Source organism: Flavobacterium sp. (assembly GCF_044371705.1).
Lineage (GTDB): Bacteria > Bacteroidota > Bacteroidia > Flavobacteriales > Flavobacteriaceae > Flavobacterium.
Genome location: NZ_JBILTE010000004.1, coordinates 18921 through 34724, shown reverse-complemented (window position 1 = coordinate 34724; position 15804 = coordinate 18921). Strand labels below are relative to the sequence as shown.

The 15804-nt window shown below is 35.5% G+C and carries 10 protein-coding genes; 8 read left to right on the top strand and 2 right to left on the bottom strand.

The window, feature by feature from the left end; translation table 11 throughout:
• Positions 1-156 precede the first annotated feature (156 nt).
• The 5 genes from gdhA to ACIQ2S_RS00730 all read left to right on the top strand — a co-directional run bounded on the left by gdhA (position 157) and on the right by ACIQ2S_RS00730 (position 8652).
• Positions 157-1500: an NADP-specific glutamate dehydrogenase gene (gene gdhA, locus ACIQ2S_RS00750; RefSeq protein WP_396172146.1), complete on the top strand. Its 1344-nt coding sequence runs from the start codon at positions 157-159 to the stop codon at positions 1498-1500.
• 195 nt (positions 1501-1695) lie between these two features.
• Positions 1696-3996: a T9SS type A sorting domain-containing protein gene (locus tag ACIQ2S_RS00745; RefSeq protein WP_396172145.1), complete on the top strand. Its 2301-nt coding sequence runs from the start codon at positions 1696-1698 to the stop codon at positions 3994-3996.
• 27 nt (positions 3997-4023) lie between these two features.
• Positions 4024-4737: a DNA repair protein RecO gene (gene recO / locus ACIQ2S_RS00740; RefSeq protein WP_396172144.1), complete on the top strand. Its 714-nt coding sequence runs from the start codon at positions 4024-4026 to the stop codon at positions 4735-4737.
• A gap of 126 nt (positions 4738-4863) precedes the next feature.
• A complete protein-coding gene (ileS, locus tag ACIQ2S_RS00735) occupies positions 4864-8265 on the top strand; it encodes an isoleucine--tRNA ligase (RefSeq protein WP_396172142.1) in 3402 nt (1133 codons plus the stop codon).
• Positions 8266-8271: 6 nt separating this feature from the next.
• Entirely contained in the window at positions 8272-8652 is a 381-nt protein-coding gene (locus ACIQ2S_RS00730; protein ID WP_396172140.1) for a TraR/DksA family transcriptional regulator, read from the top strand.
• Positions 8653-8727: 75 nt separating this feature from the next.
• Here ACIQ2S_RS00730 and ACIQ2S_RS00725 read toward each other — a convergent pair whose 3' ends face one another.
• Complete coding sequence (locus ACIQ2S_RS00725) at positions 8728-9963, bottom strand: LVIVD repeat-containing protein (RefSeq protein WP_396172138.1); 1236 nt, start codon at positions 9961-9963, stop codon at positions 8728-8730.
• A 177-nt stretch (positions 9964-10140) separates the two neighbouring features.
• On the opposite strand from ACIQ2S_RS00725, the gene ACIQ2S_RS00720 reads away from it, so the two are divergent.
• Entirely contained in the window at positions 10141-10773 is a 633-nt protein-coding gene (locus tag ACIQ2S_RS00720) for a lipoprotein signal peptidase (protein WP_396172136.1), read from the top strand.
• On the opposite strand, the gene ACIQ2S_RS00715 is transcribed toward ACIQ2S_RS00720, so the two are convergent.
• A complete protein-coding gene (locus ACIQ2S_RS00715) occupies positions 10770-11333 on the bottom strand; it encodes a 5-formyltetrahydrofolate cyclo-ligase (RefSeq protein ID WP_396172135.1) in 564 nt (187 codons plus the stop codon). The two genes, ACIQ2S_RS00720 and ACIQ2S_RS00715, sit on opposite strands and share 4 nt — an antisense overlap.
• Positions 11334-11676: 343 nt before the next feature.
• On the opposite strand from ACIQ2S_RS00715, the gene uvrC reads away from it, so the two are divergent.
• The gene (gene uvrC, locus ACIQ2S_RS00710) at positions 11677-13476 is read left to right on the top strand and encodes an excinuclease ABC subunit UvrC (protein ID WP_396172134.1); all 1800 of its coding nucleotides are present in this window, start codon (positions 11677-11679) and stop codon (positions 13474-13476) included.
• Between the two features lie 6 nt (positions 13477-13482).
• Entirely contained in the window at positions 13483-15756 is a 2274-nt protein-coding gene (locus ACIQ2S_RS00705) for a patatin-like phospholipase family protein (protein ID WP_396172133.1), read from the top strand.
• Positions 15757-15804: the final 48 nt, after the last annotated feature.

Here is a 15804-nt window from a genome sequence, read left to right as displayed (position 1 = left end):
AAAATGGTTAATTAAAGTTACTTTTATTACATTTTTAGTACAAAATAGGTAAATCATTGAATCTATTCTAAAAAAAAAATTCCTTTATTTTAGATATAATGTATATTTGTGCCATCAAACGAAAACGTTTTCATAAATGTTAATAATCTAATAATCATGACAGAAAGTATTCGCTCTTTTGTTGAGGCAGTAGCTAAAAAGAATCCCAATGAGCCTGAGTTTATGCAGGCAGTAAAAGAAGTTGCAGAAACAGTAATTCCTTTTATCGAAAAAAATACAAAATACCAAAATAAAATGCTTTTGGAGCGTATGGTTGAACCGGAACGAGTAATTATGTTTAGAGTTACTTGGATTGATGATGCCGGATATACACAAGTTAACCGTGGTTACAGAATTCAAATGAACTCTGCAATTGGACCATATAAGGGAGGAATTCGTTTTCACCCTTCTGTAAATTTGAGTATTTTGAAGTTTTTGGCTTTTGAGCAAACATTCAAAAACAGCTTAACTACATTGCCAATGGGTGGTGGGAAAGGTGGTTCAGATTTTGATCCAAAAGGTAAATCAGATAATGAAATCATGAAATTCTGTCAAAGTTTTATGACAGAGCTTTCGAAGCATATTGGTGCAGATACCGACGTTCCTGCCGGAGATATTGGTGTTGGAGGAAGAGAAGTTGGATATATGTTCGGACAATACAAGCGTTTAAGAAATGAATTTACAGGAGTTTTAACAGGTAAAGGAATTTCTTTCGGAGGGTCATTAATTCGTCCGGAAGCGACAGGTTACGGAAACGTGTACTTTGCTCAAAGTATGTTAAAAACCAAAGGTGAAAGCTTTACAGGAAAAATTGTTACGGTTTCTGGTTCTGGAAACGTAGCTCAGTACGCGTGTGAAAAAGCTACTGAACTTGGTGGAAAAGTAGTAACTCTCTCAGATTCTTCGGGATATATTTATGATGCAGATGGAATTGATGCCGAGAGATTGGCTCATGTGATGTATATCAAAAATGAATTACGTGGAAGAATCGGTGACTACGTGAAAAAGTATCCTACTGCAAAATTTGTTGAAGGAAAACGCCCATGGGAAGTGAAATGCGACATCGCACTGCCATGTGCAACTCAAAATGAATTAAACGAATCAGAAGCGAAAGCATTGATTGCTAGCGGATGTACTTGTGTATCGGAAGGAGCAAATATGCCTTCTACACCGGAAGCAATCGAAGTATTCCAACATGCAAAAATTCTTTTTGCTCCAGGAAAAGCATCTAATGCAGGTGGAGTTGCAACTTCAGGCCTTGAAATGTCACAAAACTCGTTGCGTTTAAGCTGGACTTCAGAAGAAGTAGATGATCGTTTAAAAAGAATTATGTTAGATATTCACGCTTCATGTGTAAAATATGGTTCGGATGCTTCTGGATACATTGATTATGTGAGAGGTGCAAATATTGCCGGTTTTGTTAAAGTTGCCGACGCAATGCTTGCTCAAGGGGTTGTTTAATCACTAGTTTAAAATTTTCTAAAAGCTGTCATTTCTGGCAGCTTTTTTTTTGAACAGTATATAAATGAAGCATTTAGTTTTAGTTTTTCTAAGGGAATGACTTCCAATTTTGACCTTTACAATTCAACAATAAACGACATATGAAAATTAGATTATTTTCGTTTTGTTCTATATTTGTTGGCAATAAAATTATTTATGAAGAGAATTGTTAGTTTTTGTTTTTTAATTGGATCGTATTGTAATTCATTTTCTCAAAGTACGAATCTTTGGGGAGGTTATTTCTCATACGCTCAGATCAGCGATTTAACCGAATCAAATACAAAGATAGTTGCAGCAGCTGAAAACTCTTTTTTTTCTAAAAGCATTACAACAAATGATATCACTACATATAATACTGTTGACGGCTTATCAGGTTCAACTATCACAACTTTTTATTACAGCACCTCCGCAAATAAAACGTTTGTAGGTTATGAAAATGGATTGATTAATATCGTAAACGAGGCGGACAAATCTGTAGCTAAAGTTGTAGATATTATCAACAAAGGAGGTATCCCGCCAAATATTAAACGCATTAATCATTTTTACGAACATAACAACAAACTATATATTTCGTGTGAATTTGGCATAGTCGTATACGATTTGAACCAAAATCTGTTTGGGGATACTTATTTTATCGGACCGGGCGGTCAGCAAGTGAGTGTGCTGCAAACATCCGTTCTCAACAATACAATTTATGCAGTGACTTTATTAAATGGTTTAAAAAGTGCCGATTTAAACAACCCAAATTTGATTGATTTCAATCTTTGGAATATGGTCAATCCGGATTTTTGGAAAAAAATTGCCACTTTTAACGACGAAATAATTGTTTTAAATAATAACAATCGAATTTATAGATATACCGGAACTTCATTCATTGAAGTTTATAATTTGAACGCAACTTGGGTTGATATGCGAGCAAAGGGAGATTATTTAGTTACTTGTACGGCAACAACAGCAACCGTTTTGAATTCGGATTTTGCTCCGATTTTACAACTTACAACTAGTCAAATTCCGGATTTTGATAGTGTTTTCACAGCTGTGAGTTTTTTAAATGACGCTTTGTATATTGGTACATCAGAAAACGGATTAGTAGAAGTTCCTTTAAATCAGCCAAATAACCTCCAAATTATTTTGCCTAATGGCCCTTTTTTCAATAATATATTTTCAATTCAAACGGCTCCATCAGGCGATTTTTTATGGGCTGTTTATGGAGATTATTCGGAAGCTTACAATCCCTATCCTTTAGATGAGCTCGGTGTGAGTAAGTATTCTGAAGGTAGCTGGTTAAATATTCCCTATGAAGATTTGCTTGAGGCCAAATCAATAGTTAGAGCTGTAATTAACCCCAATAATGAAAATCAGACCTATTTTAGCTCCTATTTTTCGGGTGTTTTAAAATTAGAAAACGATGTGCCTGTAACTCTTTACAATCATACCACACCAAACGGGCCGGAAACATTAGCATTACCCGGAAATCCCGCCTATATTGATATACGAATGAATGGTTCGGCATTTGATCGAAACGGGAATGTTTGGTTTACCAATTCGTTCATCAATAATGCAATGAAAGTATTGCGTACCAATGGTCAATGGCAATCGTATTCAATTGAAATAGTGGCAGATAATGCATTGGTTTTAAGTTATGGACGAATGGTGATTGACAGAAACAACACCAAATGGTTTGTATCTAATCGCGAAGGAGCTTTTGGGTTCAATGAAAACAGCAACCCACAATTTAAAAAAGTGAAAACCCAAGATGATGAGGGTTATCCTTTCACCGATACCCGAGCAATTGCAATAGATAATAGAAATCAATTGTGGATTGGTTCTGTTGGTGGATTGCGTGTACTGTCAAATGTTAATCAATTTAATTCTCCAGAAGATTTAGTTTCCAGACCAATCATTTTTGTAGAGGATGATTTGCCACAAGAACTTCTTGCAAATCAGTTCATCACCGATATTGCTGTTGACGGTGCCAACAACAAATGGATTGGAACGGCCGACGCAGGGGTCTTTTTGCTTTCTCCGAACGGACAGGAAACGCTACAACGTTTTACAGTAAACAATTCACCTTTACCAAGTAATTTCATTAATGATATCGCTATAAATGGAAAAACAGGAGAAGTATTTTTTGCTACAGACAAGGGAATGGTTTCGTTTAAAGGCACTTCAACAAAAGGAAACGATAATTTAAATAATGTAATAGTTTATCCGAATCCCGTTCGACCCGGATTTACAGGAACCGTAAAAATAACCGGATTATTAGATAAGGCAAATGTAAAAATCACCGATATATCGGGGAATTTGGTTTTTGAACAAATTTCAGCGGGAGGAACCATCGAGTGGGATACGACCGCCTTCGGGAAATACAAAGTGGCTTCCGGTGTGTATATGATTTTTATAACTTCTGAGGATGCCACCGAAACAAAAGTGTCTAAAGTGATGATTATTCGTTAATCACAAAAGATAAAAATCCAATCAAACATGCAGGTCAAAACCAAAGCAATCGTTATTGCAACCTTAAAATATCAAGACAAAAGTTTGATTGTTAAATGTTTTACCTTATCAGATGGTTTAAAAAGTTATTTTGTTGCCAATGCTTTTTCTTCCAAAAAAAGTCAGCAAAAAGTAGGATACTTTCAACCTTTGAATATCCTTGAAATAGAAGCAACGCACAAAAACAAAGGTACATTAGAGTACTTTAAAGAACTCCGAATGGGTCACGTCTACCAAACGATTAGCACCGATGTTGTAAAAAGCACCATTGCCATGTTCCTTTCAGAAATACTGCACCACAGTATTCAAGAAGAAGAAAAAAACGAACGTCTTTTCAATTTTCTTGAAACCGCATTTCTTTGGTTGGATGCACATAGCGAGGTGGCTAATTTCCATTTAGTTTTCCTTTTGGAATTTACAAAATTTCTCGGATTCTATCCCAATCTAACCGAAGAAAATTTTAACTTTTTTGAAATCATCGAAGGTGTTTTTACCCCTTTTCAAGGGATCAGTTGTCTCTCTGAAAACGAAACAAGTCTTCTAAAAAAGTTACTGCAACTCAAATTTGATCATACACAAAAAGCTTTTTCGGTTAGTGAACGGCAAGTTCTTTTAAAGTTTCTGTTAGACTATTATGCCATTCATCTCGATGGCTTCAAACGTCCCAAATCGGTGGATGTTTTAAAAGAGGTTTTTGCATAAAATCAATTATAACTCCGACAGAGTTCCAAACTCTGTCGGAGTTGAAAAAACTAAAAAATCATTATTCATCGTCAAATAATTCAAAATTCATTACTTTCGCAAATTGATTTTTTTACGTACGATACAATGAGCACAAAATTCAGAGAATACAAAGGATTAGACCTGCCTACTGTTGCTTCAGAGGTACTTGATTTTTGGAAAAAAGAGAATATTTTTGATAAAAGTGTAACCACTCGCGAAGGAAATACACCTTACGTGTTTTTTGAAGGACCTCCTTCGGCAAACGGACTTCCGGGAATTCACCACGTAATGGCACGTACGATTAAAGATATTTTTTGTCGCTATAAAACCCAACAAGGCTTTCAAGTTAAACGAAAAGCAGGTTGGGACACCCATGGTCTGCCTGTAGAATTAGGGACAGAAAAAGAATTGGGAATTACCAAAGAAGACATTGGTGTAAAAATCACCATTGAGGAATACAACGAAGCTTGTAAACGCACTGTTATGCGTTATACGGACGTTTGGAACGATTTAACCGAAAAAATGGGATATTGGGTAGATATGGAACATCCGTATGTGACCTATAAATCCAAATATATGGAATCGGTTTGGTGGTTGCTCAAACAGATTTATAACAAAGATTTATTATATAAAGGCTACACGATTCAACCGTATTCACCAAAAGCTGGAACAGGATTGTCTTCTCATGAAGTGAATCAACCGGGTAGTTACAGAGATGTAACCGACACAACGGTTGTTGCTCAATTCAAAACAAAACCGGAGACTTTGCCAAGTTTTTTAAAAGGTTTCGGTGATATTCATATTTTAGCTTGGACAACCACACCTTGGACATTGCCAAGTAACACGGCGTTGACCGTTGGACCTAAAATTGACTATGTTTTAGTAAAAACGTTTAACCAATACACGTTTGAGCCGATCAATGTTGTTTTGGCAAAAAATTTAGTTGGGAAACAGTTTGCGGGGAAATACTTTGTAGCTGAAAATGACGGTGATTTTTTCAATTACAAAGCAGATGATAAAAAAATCCCCTATCAAATCCTTGCTGAATGCAAGGGAGCTGACTTAGTCGGCATTCGTTACGAACAATTGTTGCCTTATGTGTTGCCGTATCAAAATCCTGAAAATGCGTTCCGAGTAATTGCGGGTGATTTTGTAACTACTGAAGATGGAACAGGAATTGTTCATACCGCTCCAACTTTTGGTGCAGATGATGCCAAAGTTGCTAAAGAAGCAACTCCGGAAGTACCACCAATGTTAGTGAAAGATGCCAATGATAATTTGGTGCCTTTGGTCGATTTACAAGGTAGATTTATTGAAGGTTTAGCTGAATTATCAGGCAAATATGTTAAAAATGAATACTACAACGAAGGTGAAGCTCCGGAAAAATCGGTAGATGTTGAACTGGCTATTCGTTTAAAAGAAGAAAACAAAGCGTTCAAAGTTGAAAAATATGTGCACAGTTACCCACATTGTTGGAGAACAGACAAACCAATTTTGTATTATCCGTTAGATTCTTGGTTCATCAAAGTAACCGAAATCAAAGACCGAATGTTCGACTTGAACGACACCATCAATTGGAAGCCAAAAGCAACTGGTGAAGGGCGTTTTGGTAACTGGTTAAAAAATGCCAACGATTGGAATTTGTCGCGTTCAAGATATTGGGGAATCCCTTTGCCTATCTGGCGAACAGAAGATGGCACAGAAGAAGTTCTAATCGGTTCACTAGAAGAATTGTACCAATCAATTGAACAATCAATCAAAGCAGGTTTCCAAAAGGAAAACCCATTTAAAGGTTTTGAAATTGGAAACATGAGTGATGAAAATTACGATTTGGTTGATTTACACAAAAATGTTGTGGATGAAATCGTCTTAGTTTCTCCCTCAGGAAAACCCATGAAACGGGAAGCGGATTTAATTGACGTTTGGTTTGATTCGGGAGCCATGCCTTATGCTCAATGGCATTATCCGTTTGAAAACAAAGATAAAATTGATGAAAACAAAGATTTCCCTGCCGATTTTATAGCAGAAGGAGTTGATCAAACCCGTGGTTGGTTTTATACCTTACATGCCATCAGTACTTTAGTATTTGATAAAATTGCCTATAAAAACGTAGTTTCAAATGGATTGGTTTTGGACAAAAACGGACAAAAAATGTCGAAACGTTTGGGCAATGCAGTCGATCCGTTTAAAACATTGGCAGAATATGGTCCGGATGCGACTCGTTGGTACATGATTTCGAATGCCAATCCATGGGATAATTTGAAATTTGACATTGAAGGAGTGGCTGAGGTACGGAGAAAATTCTTCGGAACACTTTACAATACCTATTCGTTCTTTGCGTTGTATGCCAACATTGATGAATTCAAGTATGAAGAAGCTGAGGTTCCATTGCAAGACCGACCTGAAATTGACCGTTGGATTCTTTCCGAATTGAATACATTAATCAAAAATGTGGAAAGTTATTACGAAGATTACGAACCGACGAAAGCGGCTCGTGAAATTTCAGAGTTTGTTCAGGAAAATTTGAGTAATTGGTATGTGCGTTTGTGTCGAAGAAGATTCTGGAAAGGCGATTACGGAACCGATAAAATAGCAGCGTATCAAACCTTGTATACGTGTTTGATTACCGTAACAAAGCTAGCGGCTCCAATTGCTCCGTTCTTTATGGATCAACTTTACAAAGATTTAACGCAAGCAACACATTCGGAAAAATTTGATAGTGTACATTTGGCCGATTTCCCTAAATATGTTGAAAAATATGTTGATAAATCGTTGGAGAGCAAAATGATGAAAGCACAGACCGTTTCGTCACTCGTTTTATCCCTGCGAAAAAAGGAAATGATTAAAGTACGTCAACCGTTGCAAAAGGTTATGATTCCTGTACTTGACGCAAATCAACGACTTGAAATTGAGGCGGTTTCCGACCTGATAAAAGCAGAAGTAAACGTCAAAGAAATTGAATTATTAGACGATGCTTCGGGTGTATTGGTGAAGCAAATTAAGCCTAATTTCAAAGCATTAGGCCCTCGTTTTGGTAAAGATATGGGTTTGATTTCCAAAGAGATACAATCCTTTGGACATGAGCAAATCAACGAATTAGACAGCAAAGGCAGTCTGGATATTGTGATTAACGGAAAAAGTATAACTTTAGCATTGGACGATGTAGAGATTTCTTCACAAGATATTCCGGGGTGGTTGGTAGCAAATGCAAACGGAATTACGGTTGCTTTAGACATCACAATTACGGAAGAATTAAGAAAAGAAGGAATTGCAAGAGAGTTGGTCAATAGAATTCAAAACATTCGTAAAGACAGCGGTTTTGAAGTGACCGACAAAATAAAAGTACAAATTGAAAAGAACGGTATGCTGGAAGAAGCAATCCTCGCAAACGAAGATTATATAAAATCAGAAACCTTAACAGAACAGCTTATTTTCATGGATCAAATACAAAATGGTACAGAAATTGAGTTTGACGAAATAAAAACCCAAATAGTAATCACAAAATAATTAGTTATGACAGATGAAGTAGTACGATTTTCAGAAGCTGATTTAGCCGAATTCAAGGAAATTATCCTGAAAAAAATTGAAAAGGCTCAAAATGACTTAGACTTGATAAAAAGTGCGTATATGAATGATTTAAATAACGGTACAGACGATACGTCGCCAACGTTTAAAGCATTTGAAGAAGGCAGCGAAACCATGTCGAAAGAAGCAAACTCGCAGTTGGCTATCCGCCAAGAGAAATTTATCAGAGATTTAAAAAACGCCCTATTTAGAGTAGAAAATAAAACCTACGGCGTATGCAAAGTAACCGGGAAATTAATCTCTAAGGAGCGTTTAAAACTGGTTCCTCATGCAACCATGAGCATTGAAGCTAAAAATTTACAACGATAGATTTTTATACAAGGAAAGCCTCGCAAATTGCGAGGCTTTTTGTGTTTTATTCTTTTTCTGTTTAGAGTCTTTGCATTAAAAACTAACCGTACTAATAGGCGTCAACGTAAAATCAGCTCCATATTGATACTGAATAATTTTATTCAAACCAACGGCTATTAAATGCGTGTCTAACGCAATCACATCTTTCAATTCTTCGGTGATGCTGTTTTCTAAAACGAGTGTATTGGTTGCAGCGTCAAAAATGTTCAGTTTTCCATTGGCACAAACATATAAAATGTCATTTCGAATACCCAAACCATACGGCTGACTCAGAAAATAAGTGGATAATAATGTGGGGTTTGAAATATCAGTAATATCAATCACATTCACTTGGTCTTGAATCGCCCCACAAGTAGAACCGCCTCTAACCGTTATATAGGCTGTGTTTTCATGAACCACCACCGGATCGCAAGCCGTTGCATGTGAAAAACCAGAAACAAAATACGGGTTAAATTCATCTTCGGCATTGATAATATACATGCCATTGGTAGCACCAATAAATAAAAATTCTTTTTGCTTAAAAAGCGTTTCAAACATACCTCCACCTAACCAAGTATTCATATAAACCGCTTTGTCAAACGAAGCTTCAACCGGATTGGTGATGTCAAATACGTTCAATTCAAAATTTTCAACGGCATAAAGTGCGTTGTTATTAATTTGAAACTTGGCAAAGGAACCACCGTTACCAACATAATTTGAACCACTATCAAAACTTGCCAAGGCATCTTCCATTGTCATAATTAGCTGTTCCGAAGGACGGTTTCGTGACTCTAGACGATAACCTACAATTAGTTCGTTTTCACCCGGATACTGTGTGAAATCATAAAATTCAGCTTCTTCAGGATAGGTAGGGTAAAATTCAAAGGCATTTTCAACCGTTTGAACTACAGAAATAGCGTTTATGTTTGAAATATCAAAAACAACCAAATCGATAAAATTGTCGGCATACAAATAATTGCCTTTGACAGCGATATCATGAACGCCTTCTAAATTGATAAAAGCAATATTTTGCGGATTTGCAGGGTTAGTATTGTTGAAAATATGAATCCCTGATTCTTGTGCGATGTAAAATAAATAATTCTGCGTCACATATATTTTACCATCAGAATTGGTAGGTTGAGCTGATTCAACAGTAATATTGCTTCGAAGTTCAGCTAATGATTTAATTTCAGGAACCGCAAAAAGTGCTTGTTCCGTATCATCGGAAGAGGAACACGCAGCAACGAGTCCTATAAAAAGTGTCAGTACTACAAGTTTTATTGTTTTCATTATAAATAGGTTAGGTTAAACAAAGATACTACGATTCGCATTATTTTATGTTATCTAGATGTAAAAAATTAAATAGGTTGCTTGTATAGTTAAAATAAATATAAATGTGTTCTAATCTACTTATGCATAACGATTTGTTTGATAATATTGCTATTTTTGCACGATAAATTTTTTTCCATGTCATTAAAGAAAGCAACGCTACTCATCTTTTTAATTTTAGTAATTGATCAAATCTCAAAAATCTATATTAAAACAAATTTTGTTTATGGGGATGTAGGTGAAATTAAAGTAGCCGAATGGTTTCGTATCATGTTGATTGAAAACGAAGGAATGGCTTGGGGGACAGTAATTCCGGGAGAATACGGAAAATTGTTTTTAACAGTTTTTAGAATTTTTGCAGTTTTTGGAATCGCTTATTGGTTGTGGACTTCAGTAAAAGCCAACGGTTCAAAGTATTTGATTGTTGCCATCTCTTTAATTTTTGCCGGAGCTGCCGGAAACATTATTGACAGTGTGTTTTATGGTGTTATTTTTAACGACAGTTATCACGCACCCGCCACTTTATTTGCCGAGAATCCATATGGGACTTTATTTCACGGAAAAGTGGTTGATATGTTGTATTTCCCTTTTTGGAGTGGCAATCTTCCGGAATGGTTACCTATTTGGGGTGGAAAGCATTTTACTTTTTTTAATGCTATATTCAATATTGCCGATATGGCTATTTCAACCGGAGTTGGCATTTTAATAGTTTTCAATAAAAAAGCTTTTGGACCTTCAACAAAAGAAGAAACAAACGTTTTGGAGGCTTAAAAAGCAATTATTTTTTTGGGTGTTACACAAAAATTCAAACAAATATCTGAGATTAAAATATCTTCAATAGATTCCTCTGCTTCAAAAAAAGACAAACCAATTTTGAGGGTTTCCGGTCTGCAATCCGATAAAAAGCGATCGTAAAAACCTTTGCCGTAGCCCACGCGATGACCTTTTTTATCAAAAGCCAAAAGCGGCACAAAAACCACATCAATTTTTGAAACAGGTACTTCCAAACCATCAATCGGTTCAGGAATCCCATAGAAGTTGGGACTAATTTTGGTGTTGTCGGTTAATAGAAAATGGGTCATCAAACCGGATTCAAAATCACTTTTTGACACCACAATTTCTTTGTCTTTTCCGGCTAGAATTTGTAAAATATATTCTGTATTGATTTCCTTTTGTTTTTCAATCGGAAGAAATAAATGATAATATGTTTTTTGCCAAATAGCCATTTGTAAAAGCTGATTGGCAATGGCCAAACTCAATTCTTCCAATTCATTAGCAGAAAGTTGACCTCTTAATTCTTTGTATTTTTTGCGCACATCTTTTTTATTCATTTGGTAAATGTAGAAAAGTTAAACCCAAATTACGCATTAGACTTCGTTATGAAAGCTAAAAATACAATAAAAATAAGTACTCACGGACTTTTTTAAATTTTGGAATAGATTACTATTTTAAGATTTCAAAAAGGAGTAAGTGCTTATTTTTGAAGTAGTTTTAGTTTGTAATAGAAGTCTAATGCGTAATTTGGGTTAAAGGAAATCGCTATTTGTTTGCTGTGTTTTTTAAAGTTAATTTTGTTTAGAAATTAATCAGTGAATCAGTGGCTAATTTTTGCAACAGTAGAGTTAATTACTAAACCATAATCCGCATGAGATAGCTTCGTGCCCCGCAATAACTATGAGCATTCCTACTTTAGAACTTCAACTGCAAACGCTTCCCGACAGTCCGGGAGTGTATCAGTATTATGACAAAGAAGGAAAAATTTTGTACGTTGGAAAAGCAAAAAACTTAAAAAAACGGGTTACTTCCTACTTTACTAAATCACACGATAACTATAAAACCGCTGTTTTAGTTAAAAAAATTATCGAGATTAAACACATAGTTGTTACTTCGGAACAAGACGCATTGTTGCTGGAAAATAATTTAATCAAAAAGCTCCAACCTCGATATAACATCAACTTAAAAGACGATAAAACCTACCCGTGGATTTGCATCAAAAGAGAACCGTTTTCGCGAATTTTTCCCACTCGAAAAATGATTAAAGACGGTTCGGAATATTACGGACCTTATACCAATTTCAAAACGGTACACATTTTAATGGATTTAATCAAAGAATTGTATCCGTTGCGAACCTGTAATTACGATTTAAATGAAGTCAACATTACAAGCGGAAAGTATAAAGTTTGTTTAGAATACCACATCGGCAACTGTAAAGGACCTTGTGAAGGCTATGAATTACTGGAAAATTATCAAAACCATGTAGAAGCCATCCGTCAAATTCTCAAAGGAAACTTTAAAGACAGTTTGAAAAGCTTTAAAGTAAAAATGAATGAATTAGCTGCAGCTATGAACTTTGAAGAAGCCCAGAAAATCAAAGAAAAAATCGAGGTCCTAGAAAATTATCAAGCGAAATCAACCATTTTGAATCCGAAGATTTCCAATGTGGATGTTTTCTCAATTATTTCCGATGAAACGATGGCGTATGTTAATTTTCTTCAAATTTCGCATGGAGCCATTATTCGTTCGTATACATTGGAACTCAAAAAGAAATTGGATGAAACCGACGAGGAATTGCTCGAACTGGCGGTTGTTGAATTACGTGAACGATTCCAGCTTACTTCTAAAGAATTGATTTTGCCTTTCGAATTAGATTTCGGTGACAAGATTAAAGTTACGGTTCCACAACTTGGCGATAAAAAACATATTTTAGAACTCTCGCAACGCAATGCAAAATACCATCGATTGGAACAATTAAAACAAATTCAAATTGTTGATCCGGAAAGGCATACCAATCGAATTATGGCTCAAATGCAAAAGGATTTACGCCTTTCGGTAGAACCTCGACATATAGAGTGTTTTGATAATTCAAATATACAAGGAACCAATCCTGTAGCGGCATGTGTGGTTTTTAAAGATGGAAAAGCCAGTAAAAAAGATTACCGCCATTTCAACATCAAAACTGTTGTAGGTCCCGATGATTTTGCTTCTATGGAAGAAGTTGTTTATCGAAGATACAAACGAATGTTGGATGAAAATCAACCCTTGCCGCAATTGATTATTATTGACGGTGGAAAAGGCCAGCTTTCATCCGCTTTAAAAAGCTTGGACGAATTAAATTTACGAGGGAAAATTGCAATCATAGGTATCGCTAAACGATTGGAAGAACTTTTTTATCCCGGCGATTCAGTACCGTTGTATTTAGATAAAAAGTCGGAAACATTAAAAATCATCCAGCAACTCAGAAACGAAGCACACCGTTTCGGAATTTCACATCACCGCGACAAACGGAGTAAATCGGCTTTGCAGACTTCTTTGGAAACGATTCCCGGCATTGGTGAAAAAACTATGATAACGTTACTAAAACACTTCAAAAGTGTTAAAAGACTATCGCAAGCCTCAGAAAACGAAATTTCTGACGTTGTAGGTACTTCAAAAGCCAAAAAAATTTACGAATTTTACCAATCAATCAATAAATAAAGAATTTTGTATTTTAAAAGTTGTAGTAAAAGATTAAAACAACAAGAAAGCGAGCAAACAGTCCATGTTTGGTTCGCACTTGTTTTTTTTGTTTTCTTTTTCTCTTCTTTTCTTCAAGCTCAAGATACTGTAAATCAATTTAAGCGACCAAAAATTGGTTTGGTTTTGAGTGGTGGCGGAGCCAAAGGATTAGCCCATATTGGTGTGCTAAAAGTAATTGACGAAGCCGGAATCAAAATTGACTATATTGGAGGAACCAGCATGGGAGCAATTGTGGGAGGATTATATGCAGCAGGTTATACCGGAAAGCAGTTGGATAGTATTTTTAAAGCAGCAGATTACAATGCGATAATTCAGGATTATACGCCTCGAAATTCAAAAAATTACTACGAAAGAGAATACAATGACCGGTATGCAGTTTCTTTGCCTTTTCATAAATTTAAGGTTTCTATTCCTTTGTCATTGTCCAAGGGTTTATACAACTATAATTCCATTACACGACTAACGCACGAATTCCGCCACGAAAGAGATTTCAAGAAATTACCCATTCCGTTTATTTGCATTGCTACAGATATTGAAACCGGACAAGAAGTTATTTTAGATCACGGCTTTTTAGCACAAGCCATAATCGCTAGTGGGGCATTGCCAACGTTATATTCGCCGGTTATTATTGAAGGAAAGTATTTGATTGACGGTGGAGTTCTGAATAATTTTCCTGTAGATGAGGTGATTAGAATGGGGGCTGATATTATTATAGGTGTAGATGTTCAAGATGAATTGAAAGACCGCGACCAGTTGACTGAAGCTACCAAACTGCTGGTTCAAATTTCCAATCTTCAGATGATCAAGAAAATGGAGGATAAGCGAATACTGACCGATATTTATATTAAACCGGAGATTGGCAGTTTTTCGGTAGTTTCTTTTGATAAAACGCCCGAAATTATTAAGATTGGAGAGGAAGCGGCTTTCTCTGTTTTTGAGAAATTGAAAAATTTAAGTTCAGATTACAAAAAACAAGTAACTGTGCTTCCAAAATTTGAAAAAGACAGTTTATATATACGATCTATTCGAGTTGACGGACTCGAAAATTACACTAAATCCTATGTAATTAGTAAACTTAGATTTAAGCCAGGAAGTAAAATCACCTATGCAGATTTGGTTCGGGGGATAGATTATTTGAATACCACTCAAAATTTTAGTTCGCTGAGCTACACTTTAGACAAGGAAGAGGAGGGTGATCGTTTGAATATTTTTTTAACAGAAAATCCAACGAAGACCTATTTAAAATTCGGACTGCACTACGATGGTTTATTTAAAAGTGCGGCACTGGTTAATTTAACTCAGAAAAAACTCTTATTTAAAAATGATGTTTTTTCGGGTGACTTGGCATTGGGAGATCATTTCAGGTATTTTTTTGATTACAACGTAAATATTGGCTATAATTTGAGTTTTGGAGTAAATGCTAAACTCTACCAATTCAATCGAAACGTAAGTACCAATTTTAATGAATGGGACGTTTTACGCGATGCTGGAACCAATTCAATAAATGTTGATTATAGTAATATCGTAAACCAAGTTTATTTTCAAACGTTGTTCATGCAAAAATTCAGTGCCGGTTTTGGTTTGGAGCTGATGCATCTAAAAATAGAATCGGAAACGTTACAGAATTCAACAGATATATTTGACAACGGTGATTTTATGAGTCTGTTTGGGTATTTAAAATTTGATTCTTTTGACAATAAATTTTTCCCTAGAAAAGGATGGAGTTTTAATGGCGATGCACAATCTTTTTTGTATGCTTCATCAGTTGATGACATTTTTTTTAAACACAATATTTTTAAAGCAGAAGGTTCTTATGTTCATAGTTTTTTCCCAAAAACTGCTTTTACAGTCAAAACAGAAGGAGGGTTTACTATTGGGGAACAGAACATACCCATACTAAACTTTTTACTAGGGGGTTATGGTTACAAACCTTTTAATTATTTCAGACATTTTTATGGCTATGATTTTGTGAGTTTAGCCGGTGATAGTTATGTAATGGCAGCTGTAAACTTTGATGTGGAATTTTTTAAAAAGAATCACCTGAATTTTACTGCCAATTTTGCCAATATTGGGAATAACATTTTTGTAAACGATGGATGGTTTCAAAAGCCTGCATTTTCCGGATATGCCATAGGTTATGGTATAGAATCTATCCTTGGCCCCATTGAAGTTAAACAAAGTTGGTCGCCCGAAGCCAAAGAATCTTTCACTTGGATATCTGTAGGTTTTTGGTTTTAAAACCGCTGATTGTATTTTATTTTTTCCGATATTTGTTTATTATTTAAT

Coding starts and splice junctions, on each gene's coding strand:
- ACIQ2S_RS00745 (WP_396172145.1), top strand. CDS start 1,696: ATGAAGAGAATTGTTAGTTTTTGTTTTTTAATTGGATCGTATTGTAAT.
- ACIQ2S_RS00730 (WP_396172140.1), top strand. CDS start 8,272: ATGACAGATGAAGTAGTACGATTTTCAGAAGCTGATTTAGCCGAATTC.
- ACIQ2S_RS00720 (WP_396172136.1), top strand. CDS start 10,141: ATGTCATTAAAGAAAGCAACGCTACTCATCTTTTTAATTTTAGTAATT.
- ACIQ2S_RS00715 (WP_396172135.1), bottom strand. CDS start 11,333: ATGAATAAAAAAGATGTGCGCAAAAAATACAAAGAATTAAGAGGTCAA.
- ACIQ2S_RS00725 (WP_396172138.1), bottom strand. CDS start 9,963: ATGAAAACAATAAAACTTGTAGTACTGACACTTTTTATAGGACTCGTT.
- gdhA (WP_396172146.1), top strand. CDS start 157: ATGACAGAAAGTATTCGCTCTTTTGTTGAGGCAGTAGCTAAAAAGAAT.
- recO (WP_396172144.1), top strand. CDS start 4,024: ATGCAGGTCAAAACCAAAGCAATCGTTATTGCAACCTTAAAATATCAA.
- ileS (WP_396172142.1), top strand. CDS start 4,864: ATGAGCACAAAATTCAGAGAATACAAAGGATTAGACCTGCCTACTGTT.
- uvrC (WP_396172134.1), top strand. CDS start 11,677: ATGAGCATTCCTACTTTAGAACTTCAACTGCAAACGCTTCCCGACAGT.